At 52.2% G+C, this 23012-nt stretch carries 24 protein-coding genes and 1 other annotated feature; of the genes, 9 read left to right on the top strand and 15 right to left on the bottom strand.

Annotated elements, in window-relative coordinates:
- Positions 1-143 precede the first annotated feature (143 nt).
- From clpB to rluD, 3 genes are all read right to left on the bottom strand, one after another.
- Entirely contained in the window at positions 144-2717 is a 2574-nt protein-coding gene (gene clpB, locus EPIR_RS04375) for an ATP-dependent chaperone ClpB (RefSeq protein ID WP_023654093.1), read from the bottom strand.
- A gap of 124 nt (positions 2718-2841) precedes the next feature.
- The gene (yfiH, locus tag EPIR_RS04370) at positions 2842-3570 is read right to left on the bottom strand and encodes a purine nucleoside phosphorylase YfiH (RefSeq protein WP_023654092.1); all 729 of its coding nucleotides are present in this window, start codon (positions 3568-3570) and stop codon (positions 2842-2844) included.
- Positions 3570-4547: a 23S rRNA pseudouridine(1911/1915/1917) synthase RluD gene (gene rluD / locus EPIR_RS04365; RefSeq protein ID WP_023654091.1), complete on the bottom strand. Its 978-nt coding sequence runs from the start codon at positions 4545-4547 to the stop codon at positions 3570-3572. Before rluD ends, yfiH begins: the two co-directional genes overlap by 1 nt.
- A 134-nt stretch (positions 4548-4681) precedes the next feature.
- Here rluD and bamD point away from each other — a divergent pair, with 134 nt between their 5' ends.
- From bamD to EPIR_RS04345, 5 genes are all read left to right on the top strand, one after another.
- Positions 4682-5413 (top strand): outer membrane protein assembly factor BamD, encoded by a 732-nt coding sequence (bamD, locus tag EPIR_RS04360; RefSeq protein ID WP_023654090.1) that lies wholly within the window; start codon positions 4682-4684, stop codon positions 5411-5413.
- 365 nt (positions 5414-5778) lie between these two features.
- Positions 5779-6117, top strand: a complete 339-nt coding sequence (raiA, locus tag EPIR_RS04355; protein WP_023654089.1) for a ribosome-associated translation inhibitor RaiA — start codon at positions 5779-5781, stop codon at positions 6115-6117.
- Positions 6118-6215: 98 nt separating this feature from the next.
- Positions 6216-6349 (top strand) — a sequence feature (Phe leader region).
- On the top strand, positions 6217-6273 hold the full coding sequence (pheL, locus tag EPIR_RS18960; RefSeq protein WP_193387534.1) for a pheA operon leader peptide PheL: 57 nt from the start codon (positions 6217-6219) through the stop codon (positions 6271-6273). It overlaps the preceding feature by 57 nt.
- A 23-nt stretch (positions 6350-6372) precedes the next feature.
- Positions 6373-7533: a bifunctional chorismate mutase/prephenate dehydratase gene (gene pheA / locus EPIR_RS04350; RefSeq protein WP_023654088.1), complete on the top strand. Its 1161-nt coding sequence runs from the start codon at positions 6373-6375 to the stop codon at positions 7531-7533.
- A gap of 120 nt (positions 7534-7653) precedes the next feature.
- Positions 7654-8709 carry an ABC transporter substrate-binding protein gene (locus EPIR_RS04345; protein ID WP_023654087.1) on the top strand — a complete coding sequence of 352 codons (1056 nt, stop codon included), beginning with the start codon at positions 7654-7656 and terminating at the stop codon, positions 8707-8709.
- Positions 8710-8851: 142 nt separating this feature from the next.
- Here EPIR_RS04345 and tyrA read toward each other — a convergent pair whose 3' ends face one another.
- Both tyrA and EPIR_RS04335 read right to left on the bottom strand, forming a co-directional pair.
- Positions 8852-9973: a bifunctional chorismate mutase/prephenate dehydrogenase gene (gene tyrA, locus EPIR_RS04340; RefSeq protein ID WP_023654086.1), complete on the bottom strand. Its 1122-nt coding sequence runs from the start codon at positions 9971-9973 to the stop codon at positions 8852-8854.
- Positions 9974-9979: 6 nt separating this feature from the next.
- Positions 9980-11059: a 3-deoxy-7-phosphoheptulonate synthase gene (locus EPIR_RS04335; protein ID WP_023654085.1), complete on the bottom strand. Its 1080-nt coding sequence runs from the start codon at positions 11057-11059 to the stop codon at positions 9980-9982.
- 323 nt (positions 11060-11382) lie between these two features.
- Here EPIR_RS04335 and EPIR_RS04330 point away from each other — a divergent pair, with 323 nt between their 5' ends.
- Positions 11383-11907, top strand: coding sequence for a GNAT family N-acetyltransferase (locus EPIR_RS04330; protein WP_023654084.1), 525 nt, complete (start codon positions 11383-11385; stop codon positions 11905-11907).
- Here the strand turns inward: EPIR_RS04330 and EPIR_RS04325 are convergent.
- Positions 11845-12591, bottom strand: coding sequence for a GNAT family N-acetyltransferase (locus tag EPIR_RS04325; RefSeq protein ID WP_023654083.1), 747 nt, complete (start codon positions 12589-12591; stop codon positions 11845-11847). The two genes, EPIR_RS04330 and EPIR_RS04325, sit on opposite strands and share 63 nt — an antisense overlap.
- 106 nt (positions 12592-12697) lie before the next feature.
- Here EPIR_RS04325 and EPIR_RS04320 point away from each other — a divergent pair, with 106 nt between their 5' ends.
- On the top strand, positions 12698-13393 hold the full coding sequence (locus tag EPIR_RS04320) for a CTP synthase C-terminal region-related (seleno)protein (RefSeq protein WP_023654082.1): 696 nt from the start codon (positions 12698-12700) through the stop codon (positions 13391-13393).
- Between the two features lie 111 nt (positions 13394-13504).
- Here the strand turns inward: EPIR_RS04320 and rplS are convergent, their stop codons facing one another.
- The 5 genes from rplS to ffh form a co-directional block, all read right to left on the bottom strand.
- The gene (rplS, locus tag EPIR_RS04315; protein ID WP_012442362.1) at positions 13505-13852 is read right to left on the bottom strand and encodes a 50S ribosomal protein L19; all 348 of its coding nucleotides are present in this window, start codon (positions 13850-13852) and stop codon (positions 13505-13507) included.
- A 56-nt stretch (positions 13853-13908) separates the two neighbouring features.
- On the bottom strand, positions 13909-14661 hold the full coding sequence (gene trmD / locus EPIR_RS04310; protein ID WP_023654081.1) for a tRNA (guanosine(37)-N1)-methyltransferase TrmD: 753 nt from the start codon (positions 14659-14661) through the stop codon (positions 13909-13911).
- 35 nt (positions 14662-14696) lie between these two features.
- Positions 14697-15245, bottom strand: coding sequence for a ribosome maturation factor RimM (gene rimM, locus EPIR_RS04305; RefSeq protein WP_012669026.1), 549 nt, complete (start codon positions 15243-15245; stop codon positions 14697-14699).
- Positions 15246-15263: 18 nt separating this feature from the next.
- Complete coding sequence (gene rpsP, locus EPIR_RS04300; RefSeq protein ID WP_004155935.1) at positions 15264-15512, bottom strand: 30S ribosomal protein S16; 249 nt, start codon at positions 15510-15512, stop codon at positions 15264-15266.
- 136 nt (positions 15513-15648) lie between these two features.
- Entirely contained in the window at positions 15649-17010 is a 1362-nt protein-coding gene (gene ffh / locus EPIR_RS04295) for a signal recognition particle protein (RefSeq protein ID WP_048696929.1), read from the bottom strand.
- Positions 17011-17175: 165 nt separating this feature from the next.
- On the opposite strand from ffh, the gene EPIR_RS04290 reads away from it, so the two are divergent.
- Together EPIR_RS04290 and EPIR_RS04285 are read left to right on the top strand one after the other, a co-directional pair.
- Positions 17176-17967 (top strand): cytochrome C assembly family protein, encoded by a 792-nt coding sequence (locus tag EPIR_RS04290; protein ID WP_023654079.1) that lies wholly within the window; start codon positions 17176-17178, stop codon positions 17965-17967.
- Between the two features lie 20 nt (positions 17968-17987).
- Positions 17988-19274 (top strand): HlyC/CorC family transporter, encoded by a 1287-nt coding sequence (locus EPIR_RS04285; RefSeq protein WP_023654078.1) that lies wholly within the window; start codon positions 17988-17990, stop codon positions 19272-19274.
- A 61-nt stretch (positions 19275-19335) separates the two neighbouring features.
- On the opposite strand, the gene luxS is transcribed toward EPIR_RS04285, so the two are convergent.
- From luxS to yqaB, 4 genes are all read right to left on the bottom strand, one after another.
- Positions 19336-19851 (bottom strand): S-ribosylhomocysteine lyase, encoded by a 516-nt coding sequence (luxS, locus tag EPIR_RS04280; RefSeq protein ID WP_023654077.1) that lies wholly within the window; start codon positions 19849-19851, stop codon positions 19336-19338.
- A gap of 159 nt (positions 19852-20010) precedes the next feature.
- Positions 20011-21570, bottom strand: coding sequence for a glutamate--cysteine ligase (gene gshA, locus EPIR_RS04275; protein WP_023654076.1), 1560 nt, complete (start codon positions 21568-21570; stop codon positions 20011-20013).
- A 72-nt stretch (positions 21571-21642) separates the two neighbouring features.
- Complete coding sequence (locus EPIR_RS04270; protein ID WP_048696926.1) at positions 21643-22071, bottom strand: YqaA family protein; 429 nt, start codon at positions 22069-22071, stop codon at positions 21643-21645.
- Positions 22068-22634 (bottom strand): fructose-1-phosphate/6-phosphogluconate phosphatase, encoded by a 567-nt coding sequence (yqaB, locus tag EPIR_RS04265; RefSeq protein ID WP_023654074.1) that lies wholly within the window; start codon positions 22632-22634, stop codon positions 22068-22070. The genes EPIR_RS04270 and yqaB overlap by 4 nt, the downstream gene beginning before the upstream one ends.
- Between the last annotated feature and the right edge of the window lie 378 nt (positions 22635-23012).

Below are 23012 nucleotides of genomic sequence, written 5' to 3'. Positions count from 1 at the left end.
GGAGTTTCTGATGGCTGACAAGGGCTAATCACAAAAAACTTTTCAACCGTTCAAATTACAGCCAAAAAGCCATCTTCAGTTGCGTTTTTGCCGCTTTAATACACAAAAATGGGCCTGCGGCCCATTTTTGTTGCTTATCATGATTATTGATGAGCCACGATAACACCATCTTTCACATCCATGTCGATGGTTTTGCCGGGCTGTAATGCTCCAGAAAGGATCTGCTGTGCCAGCGGATTTTCAATCTGCTGCTGGATAGCGCGTTTCAAAGGCCTTGCACCATATACCGGGTCATAGCCGTTTTCAGCCAACTGCTGAAGGGCGGCGTCTGATATATGCAACGTATAACCACGTTCTTCCAGGCGATGATACAGACGCTGTAGCTGAATACGCGCAATAGAAGCAATATGCTTTTCACCCAGCGGATGAAATACCACCAGCTCGTCGATACGGTTGATAAATTCCGGACGGAAGCTGTGGCTGACCACCGACATCACCAGCTCTTTCATTTCGCCATAGCTTAACGCACCAAAACGTTCCTGAATCAGATCGGAACCCAGGTTAGAGGTCATGATCACCACCGTATTACGGAAGTCGACCGTTCTGCCCTGCCCGTCCGTCAGGCGTCCGTCATCCAGTACCTGCAAAAGGATGTTGAACACATCGGGGTGTGCCTTCTCTACTTCATCCAGCAGGATCACTGAATAGGGGCGGCGGCGCACCGCTTCGGTAAGATAGCCCCCCTCTTCATAGCCAACGTAACCCGGAGGCGCACCGACCAGACGTGATACCGAATGTTTTTCCATAAACTCGGACATATCAATACGCACCATGGCATCGTCACTGTCGAACATAAAGTTAGCCAGCGCTTTGCACAGCTCGGTTTTACCTACCCCAGTCGGGCCAAGGAACAGGAACGAGCCAATCGGGCGATTCGGGTCCGCCAGCCCGGCACGGCTGCGACGAATGGCGTTCGATACCGCTTCCACCGCCTCCTGCTGCCCAATAACGCGGGTATGCAGTTCCTGCTCCATACGCAGCAGTTTGTCGCGTTCACCTTCCATCATGCGCGCCACCGGAATACCGGTCCAGCGGGCCAGCACATCGGCAATCTCAACATCCGTGACACGATTCCGCAGCAAACGCATGGTCTTGCCTTCGGACTGGGTCGCTGTCGCCAGCTGTTTTTCCAGCTCTGGAATTTTGCCGTACTGCAGTTCAGACATCTGGCCCAGATCGCCCTGACGGCGAGCTTGTTCCATGTTCAATTTCGCCTGTTCCAGCTCGGCTTTAATATGCTGAGTGCCGGAAAGCGACGCTTTTTCCGCCTTCCATTCTTCTTCCAGTTCAGAGTATTCGCGCTCTTTCTGATTCAGTTCATCTTCAAGCATCTCGAGGCGCTTGATACTGGCGTCGTCGGATTCTTTCTTTAATGCCTGCTGTTCCAGTTTAAGCTGGATGATGCGCCGCTCCAGACGATCCAGTGACTCTGGCTTTGAATCGATCTGCATGCGGATACTTGATGCCGCTTCATCAATCAGGTCAATCGCCTTGTCCGGTAACTGGCGATCGGCAATATAGCGGTGCGACAGCGTAGCCGCCGCCACGATGGCCGGATCGGTAATCTGCACATGGTGATGCAACTCATAACGCTCTTTTAATCCGCGCAGGATCGCGATGGTATCTTCGACACTTGGCTCAGCGACAAATACTTTCTGGAAACGACGTTCGAGCGCCGCATCTTTTTCAATATACTGGCGATACTCATCCAGCGTCGTCGCCCCCACGCAGTGCAGTTCACCGCGCGCCAACGCGGGTTTCAGCATATTGCCGGCATCCATTGCGCCATCGGCCTTTCCGGCACCTACCATCGTGTGCAGCTCGTCGATAAACAGAATGACGTTACCTTCTTGCTTTGACAGGTCGTTAAGCACGCCTTTCAAACGTTCTTCGAATTCACCCCGGTATTTCGCCCCGGCCACCAGCGCCCCCATATCCAGGGCCAGCACACGACGGCCCTTTAACCCTTCAGGGACTTCGCCGTTAATGATGCGCTGGGCGAGACCTTCAACGATGGCGGTTTTACCTACGCCAGGCTCACCAATCAGCACCGGGTTGTTTTTAGTACGGCGCTGCAGCACCTGAATGGTACGGCGGATCTCTTCATCGCGACCGATCACCGGGTCCAGCTTTCCCTGTTCGGCACGTTCAGTCAGATCAACCGTGTATTTCTTCAATGCCTGACGTTGATCTTCTGACCCCTGATCGTTCACGTTTTCGCCTCCGCGCATTTGGTCAATGGATTTGGAAAGCTTATCGCTGGTTGCACCGTGGGATTTCAGCAAATCCGCCAGTGAACCACGGGAATCAAGCGCGGCCAGAATAAAAAGCTCTGATGAAATGAAATTATCTTTGCGCTTCTGTGCCAGCTTGTCACACAGGTTAAGGACTCTTACCAGGTCGGCAGAGGGTTGAACGTCACCATCAGTGCCTTCTACCTGTGGCAGTCGGCTGATGGCCTGTTCGATGGCGCTGCGCAGTGAAGAAAGATCGACGCCTGCGGCGGTCAGTAAAGGGCCTACGGATCCTCCTTCCTGAGTGAGAAGAGCACTCATCAGGTGCAGAGGTTCGATAAATTGATTATCGCGACCCAGAGCCAAAGACTGTGCATCGGCAAGGGCCAGCTGAAATTTGTTAGTAAGACGATCCAGACGCATAATTTCCCCCTATCAGGTCAAATTGCTACTGGAGATTAAATGAGGTCAATCCTCAAATTTTCAAGTTAAATGACCGGATATTTGGAGAAAAAAACACCATTCCAGACCGTCTTATGGCGCTAGGTTATATCAGCCAGATCAAACTTGCCATACGCCCGGTAACACCATCGCGTCTGTAGGAGAAAAATTGCTCATGTTCGGTCATCGTGCATTGGCCACTATCCCAGACCTGGCGCACTCCGCTGGCTTCGAGACGCTGTTTGGCTAATAGCCCGAGATTAGCATAAAACTTTTCTCCTGCCGGACGAAAGGCGCTTGAAGCTGCACGATCTTTAGCCAAAAATGCCTCGCGGACTTCGGGCCCAACCTCAAACGCTCCCGGGCCAATCGCCGGCCCTAACCACACGCTGATTTGCGATGGCGGGGCAGAAAACGCACTTATTGTTGCTTCTAGCACCCCATCACAGAGGCCGCGCCAACCAGCGTGAGCCGCTGCCACTTCACGACCATCTCGCGAACAGAATAAGACCGGTAAACAGTCCGCTGTCATCACCGCACACACTACCCCAGGCGTGCAGGTATAAGCCGCATCAGCACGCAGTGAGGAAGGAACCTTCCAGTCAAGCGTTAAGACTTCAGTACCATGAACTTGCTCAAGCCATTGTGGCATTGAAGGCAGATCGGCAAACTCCAGCAGGCGCTGACGATTCATCTGCACATGCTGCAACTCATCACCAACATGAGCGCCAAGGTTCAGGCTATCCCAGGGGGCCTGGCTGACGCCGCCCCGGCGCGTGCTGTTTACCGCACGGACATTAGCAGGAACGGACCACTGCGGTACGATGAGCTCCATTACCAGTCCAGCTGCTCTTTAAAGACTTCGGTATCCGCTTTCAGGGCATCGATCAGATCGACCATATCCTGTGGCAGCGGTGCATGCCATTCCATCTCAATTCCGGAAATCGGGTGGTAGAGACGTAGCATGGTCGCGTGAAGCGCCTGGCGGTCGAAAGCCCGCAGGGTGGCGATAAATGCCTCTGATGCCCCCTTAGGAGGACGCGGACGACCACCATATAGCGGGTCACCTACCAGCGGATGGCTGATGTGCGACATATGGACACGGATCTGGTGAGTACGACCGGTTTCCAAACGCAATCGCAGCCGCGTATGAGCACGGAAGTGCTCCATGATGCGATAGTGAGTGGTGGCGGGTTTCCCCATGGGATGCACCGCCATATGCGTACGCTTAGTCGAGTGACGGCTGATCGGCTCATCAACCGTGCCGCCTGCGGTCATCCGTCCAATCGCTACCGCTTCGTATTCGCGGGTAATTTCACGGCGTTGTAAGGCATCGACCAGGTGAGTTTGTGCCGGAACGGTTTTCGCTACCACCATCAGACCGGTGGTATCTTTGTCCAGACGGTGCACGATACCAGCACGAGGAACATCGGCAATAGCAGGAAAGTGGTGTAACAGCGCGTTAAGCACGGTGCCATCAGGATTACCTGCACCAGGGTGCACCACCAGATCACGCGGTTTATTGATCACCAGAATATCGTCATCTTCGTAGACGATGCTCAGAGGGATGTCCTGTGCTTCCCAGCGGGCCTCTTCTTCGATTTCAGCATCAATGCTGATTTGCTCGCCGCCGAGCACTTTTTCTTTCGGTTTGTCGATTATTGTATCGTTGACGGTAATGCGCCGGTCGAGAATCCACTCTTTTATACGAGAACGTGAATAATCAGGGAACAATTCGGCCAAAGCCTGATCTAAGCGTTGTCCGAGTTGCGATTCGGATACCGTTGCATTGAGTTTTACTTGTTGTGCCATAAATAAGCAGCTTCTTTGTTAACGTTGGGTTTTCACGGCGATGCCGTTTAATATAATGTGCTATCGTACCTGGTCACTACATGAAGCTTAACGGACAGCTTCCTGAATAACACTCTGAGGATAAGCAAATCGTCATGACGCGTATGAAATATCTGGTGGCTGCAGCCACGTTGAGCCTGGCATTAGCTGGATGTTCCGGCTCCAAGGATGTGGTACCTGATAGCCCACCTTCCGAGATTTATGCCACTGCCCAGCAAAAACTGCAGGACGGTAACTTTAAAGGAGCAATAACGCAACTGGAAGCGCTCGATAACCGCTATCCATTCGGCCCATACTCCCAGCAAGTTCAGCTTGATCTGATCTACGCATATTACAAAAATGCCGATTTGCCGCTGGCACAGGCCGCTATCGACCGCTTTATGCGCCTGAACCCGACTCATCCGAACATTGATTACGTCATTTATATGCGTGGCCTGACGGATATGGCGCTGGACGACAGTGCATTGCAGGGCTTCTTTGGTATCGACCGTTCAGATCGGGACCCCACCCATGCGCGTGATGCCTTCAAAGACTTCTCGCAGCTACTGCGTGGCTATCCAAACAGTCAGTACGCTACCGATGCGCATAAGCGCCTGGTGTTCCTGAAAGACCGCCTGGCAAAATATGAGCTATCCGTGGTTGAATTCTACACCAAACGCGAGGCTTATGTTGCAGTGGTTAATCGCGTAGAACAAATGCTGAAAGATTACCCGGATACCCAAGCGACCCATAAAGCACTGCCGCTAATGGAAAATGCTTACCGCCAGCTGCAGCTGAATACACAAGCCGAGCGTGTGGCAAAAATTATTGCTGCCAATCAAGGCTGAGTCTGACGACAGACAACATCACGGTCGGCGGAGCAAAAAGGTGTGGGATCGATCGGTCCCATAACCTTTATAAAAAGGGTTCATGTGTAGTTCAGCGTGGCCCTTTTTAAATGGCTCCTTCTAACATCTTTACCGCGTTAACTGGCTAAAAAATTGGCTATTCACCGCATTTCCGCACGGGTTAACTTGCCAACGTCGCCCCCGCCTCCCTCCTGCAACCTCTGTTGTCGCCCTGGCTTGCCAGCATCACGCTTTTATATTTCCTGACAAAAAGTGACAACAAAATGTGACCCTAATCACACATTTTAGATTTTTTCACGCTATGCTTAAATCACTGAGGCGGAAATGACAGAGAGGTAAGCACTATGGTTCTGAACATTACCAGTAAGCAAATGGATATTACTGCGGCTATTCGCCAGCATATTGAAGACCGTCTGGCCAAACTCGAGAAGTGGCAAACCCACCTGATTAACCCACATATTGTTCTGTCAAAAGAGCCAAAAGAATTTGTAGCTGATGCCAACATCAATACGCCTAACGGCCCTCTGGTCGCCAGCGCCAAACATGAAGATATGTATACGGCTATCAACGATCTGATCAATAAACTGGAGCGCCAGCTGAACAAAGTTCAGCATAAAGGAGAAGCGCGCCGCGCCTCCGCCAGCGTGAAAGATCTTAGCGTGGTCGAAGCTGAAGAAGAGTAAGATGTCAAAACGCCGTTAACGCGCCTGCAGGCGCGTTTTTTGTTGACAGAATGAAATTGCAGCGGTTACTTTACCGTTACGCAAATGATGGACACCCTAATGAAACCCATACTGTTTTTCTTCGCATTCTTTTTTACCTTCTTTACCTTCCCCTGATCCGGGAGGCGATTCGTCGTGTAAGAAGTCATGCGAAGACGAACAATAAAGCCTCCCTCCGGGAGGCTTTTTTTTTAGCGACACTGACAGGTAGCAAATATGAATCCCGAAAACCCGTTGCTGGCATTGCGCGGTAAAATTAGCGCACTGGATGAACAACTGCTGACACTGCTGGCACAGCGCCGTGCGCTGGCAGTCGAAGTTGCCGAAGCCAAAATGGCCACCCATCGTCCGGTACGCGATATCGACCGTGAACGCGATCTTCTTGAACATCTGATCGCATTGGGGAAAATTCACAAGCTGGACGCCCACTATATTACGCGTCTGTTCCAACAAATTATCGAAGATTCAGTGCTGACCCAGCAGGCACTCCTGCAAAAGCACCTGAACAAGACTAACGCGCATTCGGCACGTATCGCATTTCTTGGCCCCAAAGGCTCATACTCACACCTGGCCTCGCGCCATTATGCAGCGCGTCACTTTAATAATTTCATTGAGTGTGGCTGCCTGAAGTTCCACGATATATTTAATCAGGTAGAAACGGGTCAGGCTGACTATGCCGTTTTGCCGATTGAAAACACCACCTCCGGCTCCATCACCGATGTTTATGATCTGCTACAGCAAACCAGCCTGTCCATTGTCGGTGAGATCACTATCCCCATCGATCACTGTGTGCTGGTTTCCGGCAGTACAGACCTGCAACAGGTTGAGACCGTCTACAGTCACCCGCAGCCGTTCCAGCAATGCAGCCAGTTTGTTAACCGCTATCCACATTGGAAAATTGAGTACACGGAAAGTACCGCTGCCGCGATGGAAAAAGTTGCCGCCATGAACTCGCCAAAAGTTGCCGCACTGGGCAGTGAAGCCGGTGGTGCGCTGTATAGCTTGCAGGTGCTGGAACGCAATCTGGCCAATCAGCGCCAGAATATTACCCGCTTTATCGTGCTGGCGCGTAAGCCGGTGGAGGTATCATCCCAGGTTCCGGCGAAGACTACGCTGATTATGACTACCGGCCAGCAGGCTGGCGCACTGGTAGAAGCACTGTTAGTGCTGCGTAAGCATAATCTGACCATGAGCAAGCTGGAGTCACGTCCTCTCACCGGCAACCCGTGGCAGGAGATGTTTTACATCGATTTCCAGGGGAATCTGCGCAGTGAAGACGTGCAGCAGGCGCTGCAAGAATTGACAGCGCTCACCCGCTCTCTGAAGGTGTTGGGCTGCTACCCGAGTGAGAACATCGTCGCCATCGATCCACAATAATCGCTTACATTGTGCCAGCTTGGTCAAGCTGGCATTTTTTTTTCATACTGAACAGTGATCGTTTACCTTGCCCGCGCATTCGCTATATCATTAAGTATATAGCGCTATGCAGGTTAACAGATGATTCGGTTTCTTTGGTTACTTTCTATACTCACCCTATTAAGTCTGTCCGGCTGGTCTGCACAGGCCTCGCGTCAGGTCACCGACCAACTTGGCCGCCATGTCACCCTACCGGATCGGGTCGACCGGGTGGTGGTGTTGCAGCATCAAACGCTGAATTTGCTGGTTCAACTTGATGCTACCGGTAAAATGGTCGGCGTTATGAGCAACTGGAAACAGCAGCTCGGTGATGGCTATGCACGTCTGGTTCCCCAGCTGAATAGTGTACCGAAGCTGGGTGATCTGACTCATGTCGATTTAGAAAAGCTGGTCACTTTGCATCCACAGGTGGTATTTGTTACCCACTACGCCCCACGGGAGATGATCAACCAGATCCAGGATCTGGACATTGCGGTGATTGCTATTTCTCTGCGCATAGACAGCGGTTCACAGCAGGCTCTGCTTAATCCGCAGTTATCTAACGAGGAGCAGGCGTACAATGAAGGGTTGAAGCAGGGTATTCGCCTGATTGGAGAAGTGGTCAATCAACAGCCGCAGGCGGAACGACTGATTGACGCCACGTTTAGCCAGCGCCAGCGGGTGACGGATCGGCTTAGTCGCGTTGCCAATAACCAGCGCCTGCGCGTTTATATGGCCAACCCCGGGCTGACGACCTACGGGTCGGGTAAATATACCGGACTGATGATGGCTCATGCTGGAGCAATGAATGTCGCAGCGGCAACGGTGCAGGGCTATAAGCAAGTTTCAATGGAACAAATTCTGGCATGGAACCCGCAGGTGATTTTCGTCCAGGACCGCTATCCGCAAGTCATTGATGAGATTAGGCAGCAGCCCGCATGGCAGGTCGTCGACGCCGTCAAGAACCACCGTGTGTACCTGATGCCTGAATATGCCAAAGCATGGGGCTATCCGATGCCGGAAGCGCTGGCACTGGGTGAGTTATGGATGGCGAAAAAACTTTATCCGGCGAAGTTTGCCGATATTGATATGCAACAGCAGGCGGACGGCTGGTATCAGCGTTTCTATCGTACTCACTATCGTGCTGGCAACGAATAACCCCGCTGCCAGCCCAATAACGCCCGGTCACGATGCAGGTATTTAACGAAAGGCTGCAAGACGGGCTTTACTCACATTCAACGTTGATCGCGCCAGCAAGGTACGGGAGTTGACCTGGCCCGTACCTTAAATAGCGGCTGATTTAAGCCCGGCTGTCGTTCGCCTGGCGTAACAGCGTACGGCTTTCCGCCTGGAAACGTTTAGCGTAATCGCCAAACCATTGCGCCACCTGACGGAAGCTGGCGATAAATGCCTGCTTATCACCCTGTTCCAATAGCTTAATCGCCTCGCCAAAACGCTGATAGTAGCGCTTAATTAACGCCAGGTTGTTCTCTGAGGACATGATGATATCCGCATAGAGCTGCGGGTCCTGCGCGAACAGCCGACCGACCATTGCCAACTCCAGACGGTAAATGGGCGATGAGAGCGCCAGCAGCTGCTCCAGCTGGACATTTTCCTCAGCCAGATGCAGGCCATAAGCAAAGGTGGTGAAGTGGCGCAGCGCCTGAATAAACTCCATGTTCTGATCGTGCTCCACCGCACCAATGTGATGCAGACGGGCTCCCCAAACCTGGATCTGTTCAAGGAACCACTGGTAAGCTTCCGGCTGACGGCCATCACACCATACCACCAGCTGCTTCGCCAAGCTTCCACTGTCCGGGCCAAACATCGGATGTAAACCCAATACCGGGCCGGAATGCGCAGCCAGCATCGCCTGCAGCGGTTTGTTCTTCACGGAAGCGAGATCAACCAGGATACAGTCCTGTGCCAACGGCGGCAGCTCGCCAATCACCTTTTCGGTCAAGTAAATCGGCACGCTAATAATAACCATCCCTGCGTCAGCAAGCAGGCTTTCCGCGTTATCCCAGTCGTCTTTATCCAGAATTTTTACCTGATAGCCCGACAGGATTAGCATCTTTTCAAACAGCCGTCCCATCTGCCCTTTCCCGCCAACAATCACCACCGGGCGTAGTTCAGGGCATAACGTTTTGAAGCCTTTATCATTTTCACTGGTGTACGACTCACGCATCACCCGGCGCAGTATGTCCTCGATGAGATCCGCTGGCACGCCCAGATGTTCAGCTTCTTTGCGGCGCGAGGCCAGCATGTTCGCCTCACGTTCAGGAACGTAAATCGGCAATCCGTAGCGGCTTTTTACCTCACCGACTTCCGCTACCAGCGCCAGCCTTCTGGCCAGCAGATCCAGTAGCGCTTTATCCACTTCATCAATTTGATCGCGTAACGCGCTCAGTTCAGCCACCATAACTCTTTAATCCTCTTGCGACAGACGCGCCGCCAGTACCCCGTCCAGATCCCGATAAATTTCATGCAACAATTTTTCGGTCGTTTCCCAGTTGATGCAGGCATCAGTCACGGAAACGCCGTAGCGCATTTCACTACGTGGCTGTTCGGAAGACTGATTACCTTCATAAATGTTGCTTTCCAGCATCAGGCCAATAATGGAACGGTTGCCGTCTTTGATCTGCGCGACCGCAGACTCGGCCACGCCCGACTGGCGACGGAAGTCTTTGTTAGAATTGCCATGACTGCAATCTACCATCAAGGAAGGACGGAGTCCCGCCTGCCGCATCTCTTTTTCGCACTGTGCTACATCCTGCGGGCCATAGTTCGGCTGTTTACCACCGCGTAGGATCACATGCCCGTCCGGGTTGCCCTGGGTTTGCAGGAGGCAGACCTGCCCCGCCTGGTTGATACCGACAAAACGATGCGGCTGTGCCGCAGCACGCATGGCATTGATCGCCGTAGCGAGGCTGCCATCTGTCCCATTTTTGAATCCAACCGGCATCGACAAGCCAGAAGCCATTTCACGGTGCGTCTGCGACTCGGTGGTACGCGCCCCGATGGCAGACCAGCTGAACAGATCGCCGAGATATTGCGGACTGTTGGGATCAAGCGCTTCTGTTGCCAGCGGCAGGCCGATCTCGACCAAATTCAGCAGGAGTTTACGCGCAATGTGCAGACCCGTTTCCATATCGAAGGTGTTATCCATATGCGGATCGTTGATTAGCCCTTTCCAGCCAACGGTGGTACGCGGCTTTTCAAAGTAGACACGCATCACGATATAGAGCCTGTCGCTCACCCGATCGGCCAGCTTTTTAAGATCGCGGGCATAAGCCAGCGCGGCTTCAGGATCGTGTATGGAGCAGGGGCCGCATACCACCAATAAACGATGATCTTTACCGCTGATAATGTCAGAGATAACCCGGCGTGAGGCGGTAATTTGCCCTTCAAGCGCGTTGTTAAGCGGGTACTGATTTTTCAGTGATTCCGGGGTTATCAGAACCTGTTCATCAGCGATATGGACGTTATTGAGCGCATCTTTTTGCATGATCGTTATCCTGGTGATTCGTTTAATAGGATCCTTATGAGGTTGAAAGAAAATGTAGCATAATACGTACATAACTCAAAATTATATGTACATAATATTTACCATTTGTATTTGAAAATTGAATTTATTTTTATTTAATTCAACTAAAACAGTAACTTATAATAATTCGGGAAAACTCTATACCGTAACTAATTGTTTACAGTAAAAGATTAAATCGCACATAATTTGGTGGTGTTTCTCGCCTATTCAAATCATTGCGGCTAACCTGACATAACCCCTACTGGCAGTGTGCCCCGCTATTTTTCCTGACATTTGGAGATCAAATGAACTTAGTATTACGCCCTTTTGAAGATCGGGATGCCGAAGCCTTTGCAAACGCGGTTAATGAGTCACTGGACACTTTACTTCCGTGGATGAGTTGGGCGCATGAGAACTACATGCCGGAAGATGCACTGAAGTGGTTCCACTATACTCATCTTCAGCGCCAGCAGGAGCTGGCTGATGAGTCAGGAATATTTTCCGCTAACGGGGAGCTGTTAGGCGGTGTTGGAATACGTTACTCCGACAGGTGTAATGCCAAACCTGCACTGGGTTACTGGGTACGCAGCAGCAAACAACGTAAGGGAATTGCCAGCGAGGCGGTGCGTAGGCTCGCTGCCGAGGGTTTCAAAAAGCCAGATACAAAAATGATTGAAATCCTTGTGGCAGAAAACAATGTCGCCAGCCGTACGGTGGCGACCCGGGTCGGAGCCAAACTGATTGATATTCGCTTTGGCCTGATTGTCTTAGCCAGCGGGCCGATCAATACCGCTATCTATCACCTGCATCGACCGCATCAGATGGCTTAACGATAGCCGCTGCTGCCCCTGCTCATCAATATTTGCTGGCGAGAGCCAGTGACGCAAAACCTTATCCAACGCTGACCACTCGCCATCAATAATCGAGAACCAGTCAGAATCACGCGAACGCTTTTTACGCGTCATCATCTGGCGGAAGGTCCCTTCATAGGTAAAGCCCAGGCGCAGCGCCGCGTTGCGCGATGGTGCATTCAGTGAATCGCACTTCCACTCACAACGGCGATAGCCCAGCGCAAAGGTATTCGCTATCATCAGCCACAAAGATTCAGTGCCGATTACCGTGCGCTTCATCAAGGGTGACCAGGTCACACCGCCAATCTCCAGCGAACCGTTGGCCTGGTCGATACGTAAATAAGACACCAGCCCAACCGGCTGATTGCGCTGTGTGCAAACAACAGTGAAGGTCACAAAACCTTTTTCCGCCGCCCGCTGCCGGAGCCAGATGTGAAATGCCGCCAGTGAGGAAGGACGATCTTCCGTAAGGTACGTCCAGTCACTGTCATCCGGCGCAGAGGCATAAGCCGCAAAAAGAGCGTCCCCGTGCCGCACGCTGTCCAGCGGCTCCAGCCTGCAGTAGCGTCCGCTTATCACTTTTGCTACAGGCAGAGAAACGGGTTTCCAGTCAGGCAATGCCTCACCCACTGGCTGACCGAATTCATTAATGCGCTGCGTCATGTTCTTCTCCAGGTAAAGGACAGATTGCCATCATACGAAGGGCCCACGCCGCTTGCCAGCACCAGTATCCTCCACTAATCTATTTTTTTCTCAATGGAACACGCAAATGCCCCCTGTTCGTCTGGCTCTGGTTGGTGACTACCGTGCTGATGCCGTTGCGCATCAGGCTATTCCTCTGGCAATAACGCTTGCCGCACAATCCCTTAACCTTGACGTGAACCCACAGTGGCTGCCAACTGCCAGCATCACCGATCGAAGCCAGCTGCGTGAGTATGATGCTACCTGGCTGGTGCCCGGCAGCCCCTATATTAATGACGACGGCGCTTTTCTGACTATCACCTGGGCGCGTGAAAACAACGTGCCTTTCCTCGGCTCCTGCGGCGGGTTCCAGTACGCTATCGTGGAATATGCGCGTAACGTTATGGGCTGGAGCGATGCCGGCCATGCCGAAACTGACAGCGCCGGGCGACTGGTGATTGCGCCATTAAGCTGTTCTCTGGTGGAGAAAACCGGGGATATCGTGATTGAGCCGGGCACGCTGCTGGCACGTGCTTACCGCACGACGGAGATAACTGAAGGCTATCACTGCAACTTTGGCGTCAATCCTGATTTTGTCGCCGACCTGAAATCATATCCGCTGCGCCTGAGCGCCCACGATAGTGATGGTGATGTGCGGGCGATGGAGCTACCGGGCCACCGCTTTTATGCTGCCACGCTGTTCCAGTCTGAGCGTGCCGCACTGCGAAACGAGCTGTCACCGCTGGTCGTAGAACTGCTGCGCGCTGCCAGCAGGGTCATGTAAAGAGAACGGAGTTTGCGGCTGCTGTTATCAGCCAACGGACATAAAAAGGGGCCAACCTCGCGGTCAGCCCCTTGTTTGCTATTAACTAGTCGATGTCGCGTTAGCGATACCTTAGCCCAGACGCTCTTTGATACGTGCAGACTTACCAGTACGCTCACGCAGGTAGTACAGTTTGGCTTGACGCACGGCACCACGACGTTTAACAGTGATGCTGTCGATTACCGGGGAGTGAGTCTGGAAGACACGCTCAACACCTTCGCCGTTGGAAATTTTGCGAACAGTGAATGCAGAGTGCAGACCGCGGTTACGAATAGCGATAACCACGCCCTCGAATGCCTGCAGACGCTTTTTAGCACCTTCAACGACCCATACTTTCACTTCCACGGAATCACCCGGACGGAATGAAGGTACGTCCTGTTTCAGCTGTTCTTGTTCAATCTGCTTAATAATGTTGCTCATAATTAAATCTCTTATCCTGGGTAAACTGATAGTTAAGGCGGATTAATCCAGCCGTATCATCGTTTTGTTGCCTGGGTGTGTTCCCGTTGGAACTCAGCCAGCAACTTTGCTTGCTCTTCAGTCAGAGCCAGGTTTTCCAGAAGTTCAGGTCTTCTAAGCCAGGTACGGCCCAACGACTGTTTCAGACGCCATTGGCGAATATCAGCATGGTTGCCCGACAGTAAAACCGACGGAACCTCCATCCCTTCCAACACTTCAGGGCGGGTATAGTGTGGGCAATCCAACAAACCGTCGGAAAAAGAGTCTTCCTCGGCTGACGCCTGTTTCCCCAGTACACCCGGTATGAACCGGGAAACCGAGTCAATCAGCGTCATTGCTGGCAGCTCGCCACCGCTGAGTACGTAATCGCCAATCGACCACTCTTCATCGATTTCGGTTTTGATTACGCGCTCATCAATCCCTTCATAGCGACCGCAAACCAGAATCAACTTCTGATGGGTCGCCAGTTCGCAAACCCCATCTTGATCGAGTTTACGCCCCTGAGGTGACAGATAAATCACCTTAGCGCCTTCCCCTGCCGCCGCTTTTGCTGCGTGGATGGCGTCCCGTAAGGGTTGCACCATCATTAGCATTCCCGGTCCGCCGCCGTAAGGACGTTCATCCACGGTACGGTGCCGGTCTTGAGTGAAGTCACGTGGACTCCAGCTCTGAATGCTGAGCAGGCCATTTTTTACTGCCCGGCCAGTTACTCCGTAATCGGTAATTGCGCGAAACATGTCAGGAAACAGGCTGATTATGCCAATCCACATACTCTGCGCCGGAGTATTACCGTTTTGTTCGGAGCTCAAAAACCAGGATCCCAATCTACTTTGATGGTGCGGGTAGTGAGATCGACATTCTTGATAACCTGTTCATCGAGGAACGGAATCAACCGCTCCTGCGCACCAAATGCATCCTTCAGGTTAGCCTTAACGACGAGAACGTCGTTTGAACCGGTTTCCATCATATCGATGACTTTACCCAGTTCATAACCTTCAACCGTGACTACCTGGCAGCCCATCAGGTCTTTCCAGTAATAGTCGCCGTTATCCAGCTCCGGCAGTTGCTCTGAATCCACGACAATTTCGCAATTGGTCAGCAGACCCGCAGCATCACGATCGTCAATGCCTTTGACTTTGATGATCATGTCCTGATTGTGGCGCTTCCAGCCTTCCAGCTCGACAAGCTGCCATTGACCCGCTCGTTGAATAAACCACGGCTGATAGTCAAAAATGCTTTCGGCGTCTTCGGTGGAGGAAAACACTTTGAGCCAACCACGAATACCATAGGCAGAGCCCATCTTCCCCAGAATTAACGGGGTTGCGGGAGGCTGCGCGGTGAGTTGCTTGCTCATGTTGACCACCGTGACAGATTAAGCTGCTTTCTTAGCTTGCTTGATCAGCGCGTTAACGCGATCGGACAGAGTAGCGCCCTGGCCAACCCAGTGCTCAATGCGGTCCAGATCCAGACGCAGTGGCTCAGCCTGACCAGAAGCGATCGGGTTGAAGAAGCCAACGCGCTCGATGAAGCGACCGTTGCGAGCATTACGGCTGTCGGTGACGACTACCTGATAAAACGGACGCTTTTTAGCGCCGTGACGTGCCAAACGAATTGTTACCATAACATCCTCTTTAGTTAATAAAACAACCGGGCCCCATTGAGGGAACGGGGCCCGGGTGCAATATAAAAAGCCCGAAAATTTTACTCATTTTGGCGCAAAAAGCAATCTAATTCGCCTGAGTCATTTTCCGGCTGGCTTAGCGACTTGGGAAACCCGGCGGCATCATACCTTTCATGCCGCGCATCATTTTTGCCATGCCGCCCTTCTTCATCTTTTTCATCATGCGCTGCATATCGTCAAACTGCTTGAGTAAGCGGTTAACGTCCTGAACCTGCATACCCGAACCGCTGGCAATGCGACGCTTGCGCGAACCTTTGATGATCTCCGGCTTTTGGCGCTCTTTGCGCGTCATGGAGTTGATCATCGCTTCCATGCGCACCAGCACTTTATCGTCCATCTGTGATTTAACGTTATCCGGCAGCTGCCCCATGCCCGGCAGTTTGCCCATCAGGCTGGCCATACCGCCCATATTGCGCATCTGCTTTAGCTGGTCGAGGAAGTCGTTCAGGTCAAAACCATCACCCTTCTTCAACTTGCTGGCCAGTTTCTCTGCCTGAGCGCGATCGACCTTGCTTTCGATATCTTCGATCAGCGACAGCATATCGCCCATGCCGAGAATTCGCGAGGCAATACGGTCAGGATAGAAAGGTTCCAGGGCCTCGGTTTTCTCACCGACCCCCATAAACTTAATCGGTTTCCCGGTGATATGGCGAATCGACAGCGCAGCACCGCCACGGGCATCACCATCCACTTTCGTCAATACCACACCGGTTAGCGGCAGCGCCTCGTTGAACGCCTTAGCAGTGTTGGCCGCATCCTGACCGGTCATGGCATCAACAACAAACAGCGTTTCTACCGGATTAATCGCGGCATGAACCTGCTTGATCTCGTCCATCATCGCTTCATCGACGTGCAGACGGCCAGCGGTATCCACCAGCAGCACATCGTAGAACTTCAGCTTCGCCTGCTGTAATGCATTCTTAACGATATCTACCGGCTGCTGGCTCAGGTCGGACGGGCAGAAATCCACCCCAACCTGTTCTGCCAGCGTTTCCAGCTGTTTAATTGCCGCCGGGCGATAAACGTCGGCTGAGACCACCAGCACTTTTTTCTTGTGCTTTTCGCGCAGGAATTTACCGAGTTTACCGACGCTGGTGGTTTTACCCGCCCCCTGCAAGCCCGCCATCAGAACCACCGCTGGAGGCTGCGCCGCCAGGTTCAGAGTGTTATTCTCCTCGCCCATTGCCGCCACCAGTTCGTTTTTCACGATCTTGACGAACTCCTGCCCCGGCGTCAGGCTTTTGTTCACTTCGTGACCGACGGCGCGTTCTTTAACACGTCCGATAAAGTCACGCACTACCGGCAGCGCAACGTCTGCCTCAAGTAGCGCCATGCGCACTTCGCGCAGCGTGTCTTTAATGTTGTCTTCTGTCAGCCGTCCACGGCCGCTGATATTGCGCAGGGTCTGCGATAGTCTATCGGTTAAATTATCAAACATCGTCTCTCGCTCAACGTAATGAGAGGCCGCCGTGGCGACACAATTGCACGGATTATAACATGATCCCGCCGGGATCTCAGCCATATACGATGAGATCGTTTGGAGCCAGCAGCCGCTGGCGCTATACTGAATTTTTCCTTATCCGGCCGGTACCTGACGAAAGCTATGTCCGTAACTGCGATTCTGGCGCTATTCGCCTACTCATTTAGCCTTGCCCTGATCATCCCCAGCCTGCTGCGCAAAAACAGTACCTGGCGGCGTCTGGCTATACTTTCTGCCATCATTGCCTTGGTATGCCATGCCGTGGCGCTGGAACAACGTATTTTTTCTCTGGATGGCGGACAAAACCTCAGCCTGCTGAACATTGCCTCGCTGGTTAGCCTGCTCATCTGCGTGATTATGACCATCGTTGCCTCACGTAACAGGGGCTGGATCCTGCTGCCGATAGTTTACAGCTTCGCTTTGATTAACCTGGCGTTTGCGACCTTTGTTCCTAATGCCTTCATTACTCACCTGGAAACGACACCAGGAATGATGGTGCATATCGGCCTGGCGCTATTTGCTTATGCTACCCTGATCATTGCCGCCCTGTACGCGCTACAGCTCGCCTGGATTGACTGGCTGTTGAAAAATAAGAAACTGGCTTTCAACACCGATATCCCCCCGCTGATGACTATCGAACGTAAGATGTTCCATATCACTCAAATTGGCGTTGTGCTGCTGACACTGGTGTTATGCACCGGATTATTTTTTATGCACGACCTGTTCAGTCGGGAAAATATTGATAAAGCGGTACTGTCGATTGTTGCCTGGTTCCTCTATATCGTGCTGTTGTGGGGCCACTACCATGAAGGCTGGCGCGGCCGCCGCGTGGTGTGGTTCAACTGCGGCGGCGCTTTTTTGCTCACCATGTCCTACTTCGGTAGCCGCATGTTGCAGCACTTTTTAATCTCCTGATTTCACCACAAGGATCTCTCGTGGAACACGTTTCAACCACTACCCTGATTATTACGCTGATCGTTATGATTCTGGTATCAGCGTACTTTTCCGGCTCCGAAACCGGCATGATGACGCTTAATCGCTATAAGCTGCGTCATCAGGCTAAAAACGGCAATCGCGCCGCACGCCGGGTCGAGAAACTCCTGCGACGTCCTGACCGCCTCATCAGCCTGGTCTTAATTGGCAACAACCTGGTAAATATTCTGGCCTCGGCGCTGGCAACCATTGTAGGAATGCGCCTGTACGGTGATGCTGGCGTAGCGATAGCAACCGGCATACTGACCTTCCTGGTACTTGTTTTTTCTGAAGTTCTGCCGAAAACCGTTGCGGCACTTTATCCGGAAAAAGTGGCTTTCCCCAGCAGCGTTCTGCTGGGGCCACTTCAGGTGGTGATGATGCCGCTGGTGTGGCTACTGAACATCATTACGCGGCTGTTGATGCGCATGGTCGGCATCAGCAGTGACGGTGCCATTAGCGGTGCGTTGAGCAAGGAAGAACTGCGCACCATTGTCTATGAATCGCGTTCGTTAATGTCGCACCGCAATCAGGATATGCTGTTGTCAGTCTTAGATCTGGAGAAGGTCAATGTTGATGACATTATGGTGCCACGTAATGAAATCGTCGGGATAAACATCAACGACGACTGGAAATCGATCGTGCGCCAGCTGACTCATTCACCGCATGGCCGCATCGTGCTGTATCGGGATTCGCTCGACGATACCATCAGTATGCTGCGCGTGCGCGAAGCCTATCGCCTGATGACGGAGAAAAAAGAGTTTACCAAAGAGGTCATGCTGCGCGCGGCGGATGAAATTTATTATGTGCCGGAAGGCACCCCGCTTAATGTCCAGTTGGTAAAGTTTCAGCGTAATAAGGAAAAAGTCGGTCTGGTGGTTGATGAGTATGGCGACGTCAAAGGGCTGGTCACTATCGAAGATATTCTGGAAGAAATTGTGGGTGATTTTACCACGTCCATGTCGCCCACGCTGGCGGAAGAAGTGATGCCACAGAATGACGGCTCGGTGCTGATCGAAGGTAGCGCCAATATCCGTGAGCTGAATAAAGTGTTCAACTGGACGCTGCCGGAAGCGGATGCCCGTACTATTAACGGCATGATTCTGGAGGAAATTCAGGATATTCCGTTACCGGGTGCCACCGTGCATATTTCTCATTATGCGGTGGATATTCTCGATGTTCAGGAGAATATGATTAAGCAGGTGCGCATTACGCCACAAAAATCGCTAAAAGAGTCAATCGGCTCATAGCGCAATGCATCACAGTAAAAAGGCGACCCAATAAGGTCGCCTTTTCTCTTCTCGCAACTGACTAAATATGCAGCTCTTTCAGCTTCTCTTTTGGCAGTGCCAGTTCATCGTTACGGTTAACGCGAATGTCGTTTTCAATGATATGACGGGCGATATCCTGTGCTTCATCCAGCGAGTGCATTTCATAAGTCCCGCACTGATACTCGTTCAGTTCAGGGATCTGACGCTGGTCGGCCACTTTCAGCACATCACCCATCGCCGCTTTCCATGCCTGAGCCACGCGCTGCTCGTCCGGCACGCCAATCAGACTCATATAAAAACCGGTGCGGCATCCCATCGGGGAGATATCGATGATTTCCACTCCGTTACCGTTCAGGTGATCGCGCATGAAGCCAGCGAACAGATGCTCCAGCGTGTGAATGCCGCGCTCAGGCAACACTTCCTTGTTGGGACGGCAGAAACGCAGGTCGAACACCGTAATGGTGTCACCATGCGGGGTCTGCATGGTTTTGGCTACGCGCACGGCAGGAGCAGCCATGATGGTGTGATCGACGGTAAAGCTATCCAGCAATGGCATATGGTTACCTCAACAAATTAATTTATTTTTGATGCGATGAAACTTTCTCGATCGCCAGACGTCTGAATATATGAAAGACGCGTATTCGTTATCATCATCTCATCCCTGACAACAGAGATGTTAATTTAGGCCACATTGATGTGGCCTTTTCTTTTGGCACTAGCTTTTACCCTTCAAAAAGGCTTCCAGGCTAAGCGTGTCACTTTCTTCGATTTCCCTCTGGCTTTGCTGCGAACGTTGCGCTTCGTCGTGGAAGCGTTGCTCTGTCAGCACTTGCAGCGACTCATCACTCAGCAGGGCACGATACTGCTCTGCCAGTGCCATCCCGGTTTTTTCAATACCGTTTTCTTGAAGAGTCCGCAGGAAACGGGCGGAGTAGGTCAAATCAGGATTGTCAAAAGATGCGGCCAGCCGCTCACACACTTCCTGATATTGGCAATCGCCACCTTGGCTATCGAGCGTTTTGGCAACGCGTAGCAAATCGTTAAACAACGCTTTGCCGACATCAACCAACGGATGCTCTGCTTCTCCACATCCTATACCAATGGTTTGCCCAGGCTTACGCCCTTCGAGGATAACCCTGTTCCAGTTTTTACGAGTACAGGCCAGCTCGGCACTGTCCATCTCTGGAGCATCAGCCAGCGCACACCAGATAAGGAACAGATCGAGAAAACGTACCTGATCCGCATCCACGCCGATTGGCGAGAATGGGTTAATATCCAGTGAGCGCACCTCGATATATTCTATGCCACCACGTTGCAATGCGTCGGAAGGGGCTTCTCCCGAGCGCGTGACGCGTTTAGGACGGATAGGGGCATATAGCTCGTTTTCAATCTGGAGTACATTCGTGTTCAGCTGTAGCCAGTCACCATTTTTATCCTTCACCCCCATCGCCGCAAACTCTTCTGACGGCGTTTTAATTGCCGCCTTCAGACCTGAAATGTAGTCGGGCAGATTGTTGAAAGCGATCTCCAGACTACTCTGCGATTTATTGGTATAGCCAAGATCGCTCAGGCGCAGCGAGGTCGCATAAGGCAGCGACAGCATGCCTTTGTCGCTGCGCTGGAATGGCAGCTTGCTTTCTTTCCCCTGTAGGAAAGAAGAGCAAATGGCTGGAGAAGCCCCGAAAAGATACGGGATCACCCAGCCAAAGCGATAATAGTTACGTATCAAACGTAAATAGCCTGCGGAGATCGCCTCTTTACCACTTTCCGCGTCTTCAACACCCGCCCATGACTGCCAGAAGGAGAGTGGCAGCGAAAAATTGTAATGCACGCCGGAAATGATCTGCATCAGCGCGCCATATCTGTTCTTCAGTCCCTGACGATACAGGGTCTTCATCTGTCCGATGTTTGAAGAGCCGTATTGCGCGAGTTCAATATCCTGATCGCGGTCAACCCTGCATGGCATGCTCATTGGCCACATGCGCTCTTCGCCAAGCTCACGGGCAGTATGACGGTGAATGTCACGCAAAAAGGCCAACAGGCGATCGATATCCCGATCGACCGGCGTGATAAATTCCAGCAGCGCTTCGGCGAAATCGGTAGTAATCCACTTATGCGTTAAGGCAGCTCCAAGAGAAGCCGGGTGAGCAGTGGTGGCCAGATAGCCATCGGGCCTGACGCGCAGCGTTTCACGCTCAATACCGCGACCGATGCCGTTAAGTGCATCAGGATGAGCTTCCAACCAGGTAAGCGCCTGTGATACATCCGGGATCAAATTGACCTCCCGCAGAGAGAAAATTTATTATTGTTAAGCATAATGTTAATCGTAGCGCCGCCTGAAAGCGAATCAATGCCACCATTCCATGCCCTGAAGTGTTGCGGCTGCCAGCGCGACGTAGCGCAAAGTCTTACCAACGGCGAGAAAAACCACCATCGGCAGCCAGGAAAAACGCAGCCAGCCGGCAACCACGCATAGCAGGTCGCCAATTACCGGCAACCAGCTAAAAAGCAATGCAGCAGGCCCTAAACGCCTGAGCCATACCGCCGCTGTATCATGCCATCGTCCCTGATTTTTTAACGGTATAAAACGGCCTATAACAATGTTGGTTAACCCTCCCAGAGTATTCCCCAGTGCGGCTAGCGCCACCAGTGCGCTGACAGACACTTTCCCTGCCATCACCAGCCCGACCAGTAATGCTTCCGAACTGCCGGGCAATAGCGTGGCACTCAGGAAGCTGCTGGTCAACATCGAACCGTAAGACAACCACTCACTCACAGTCGTCTGACATCCACCGCATCCATTCCTGCAGCTCGCGCGGCCTGCAAGCCAAAGTCCGCATCTTCGAACACCACACAACGCGCAGCCGCGACGCCCATTAATTCGGCGCAGCGTAGAAAGGTATCAGGTTCTGGTTTATGACGTTTAACATCATCTGCTCCGACAATGGCATCGAAATGATGGTACACACCGAGATGCTGTAACAACGCAACCGCCATTGCGTGCTCACTTCCGGTTCCTACCGCCATCGGACGGCGTCCCCTGTACGCTTTCACCACTTCAATCAGCGGCAATGGCTGCACGACGTCAAACAGCATGGTTTTCAGCAGTTGCGTTTTTTCAGCAGCAAGCTGATAAGGATCAAGGTCACTTTGTTGGGCAGTCACAATTGCCTGAGCAATACGCCAGGAGGGAGAACCATTCAGGCCAATAAGAACCGTTTCATCATAGCTCAACCCGTATTGCAAAAGCACCTGACGCCAGGCTTCACGGTGCGTCGACTCTGTGTCAAGGATGGTGCCATCCATATCGAAGATCAAGCCATCGTAATCATCGTACATTCTCGTGTCCATCCTGAAAGCGGAATGATTACTTTAGCTTAAAAGCAGCATGATTGTCGCTTTGGCCGTGAAGAGGCGAGAATTTAATGAGTTACATAAATGATGTCAGTAGACAAGTGCTAAAGAAGAAGGCTGTCAGTCGGGATAATGCATAGATTGAACGGGAGAGATGAATTGATTGACTTCGTCTGCTAAAACCCTATAGAAGAGGGTTATTCGGCTTAGCCTCACCCTGAGGGCCGTTGCTGAAGCAACGTTATCCTCCTTAATGCTGGCTGTGACAACTTCTCATTCATGCCAAATAAAGGGGGCTTTCAGTATTGCGGAATATGGTGCATCCAGGAGGATTCGAACCTCCGACCGCTCGGTTCGTAGCCG

It is taken from the genome of Erwinia piriflorinigrans CFBP 5888, assembly GCF_001050515.1.
GTDB lineage: Bacteria > Pseudomonadota > Gammaproteobacteria > Enterobacterales > Enterobacteriaceae > Erwinia > Erwinia piriflorinigrans.
The sequence above is the reverse complement of the archived record's forward strand: the minus strand, read 5'-3'. Positions and strand labels throughout refer to the sequence as shown.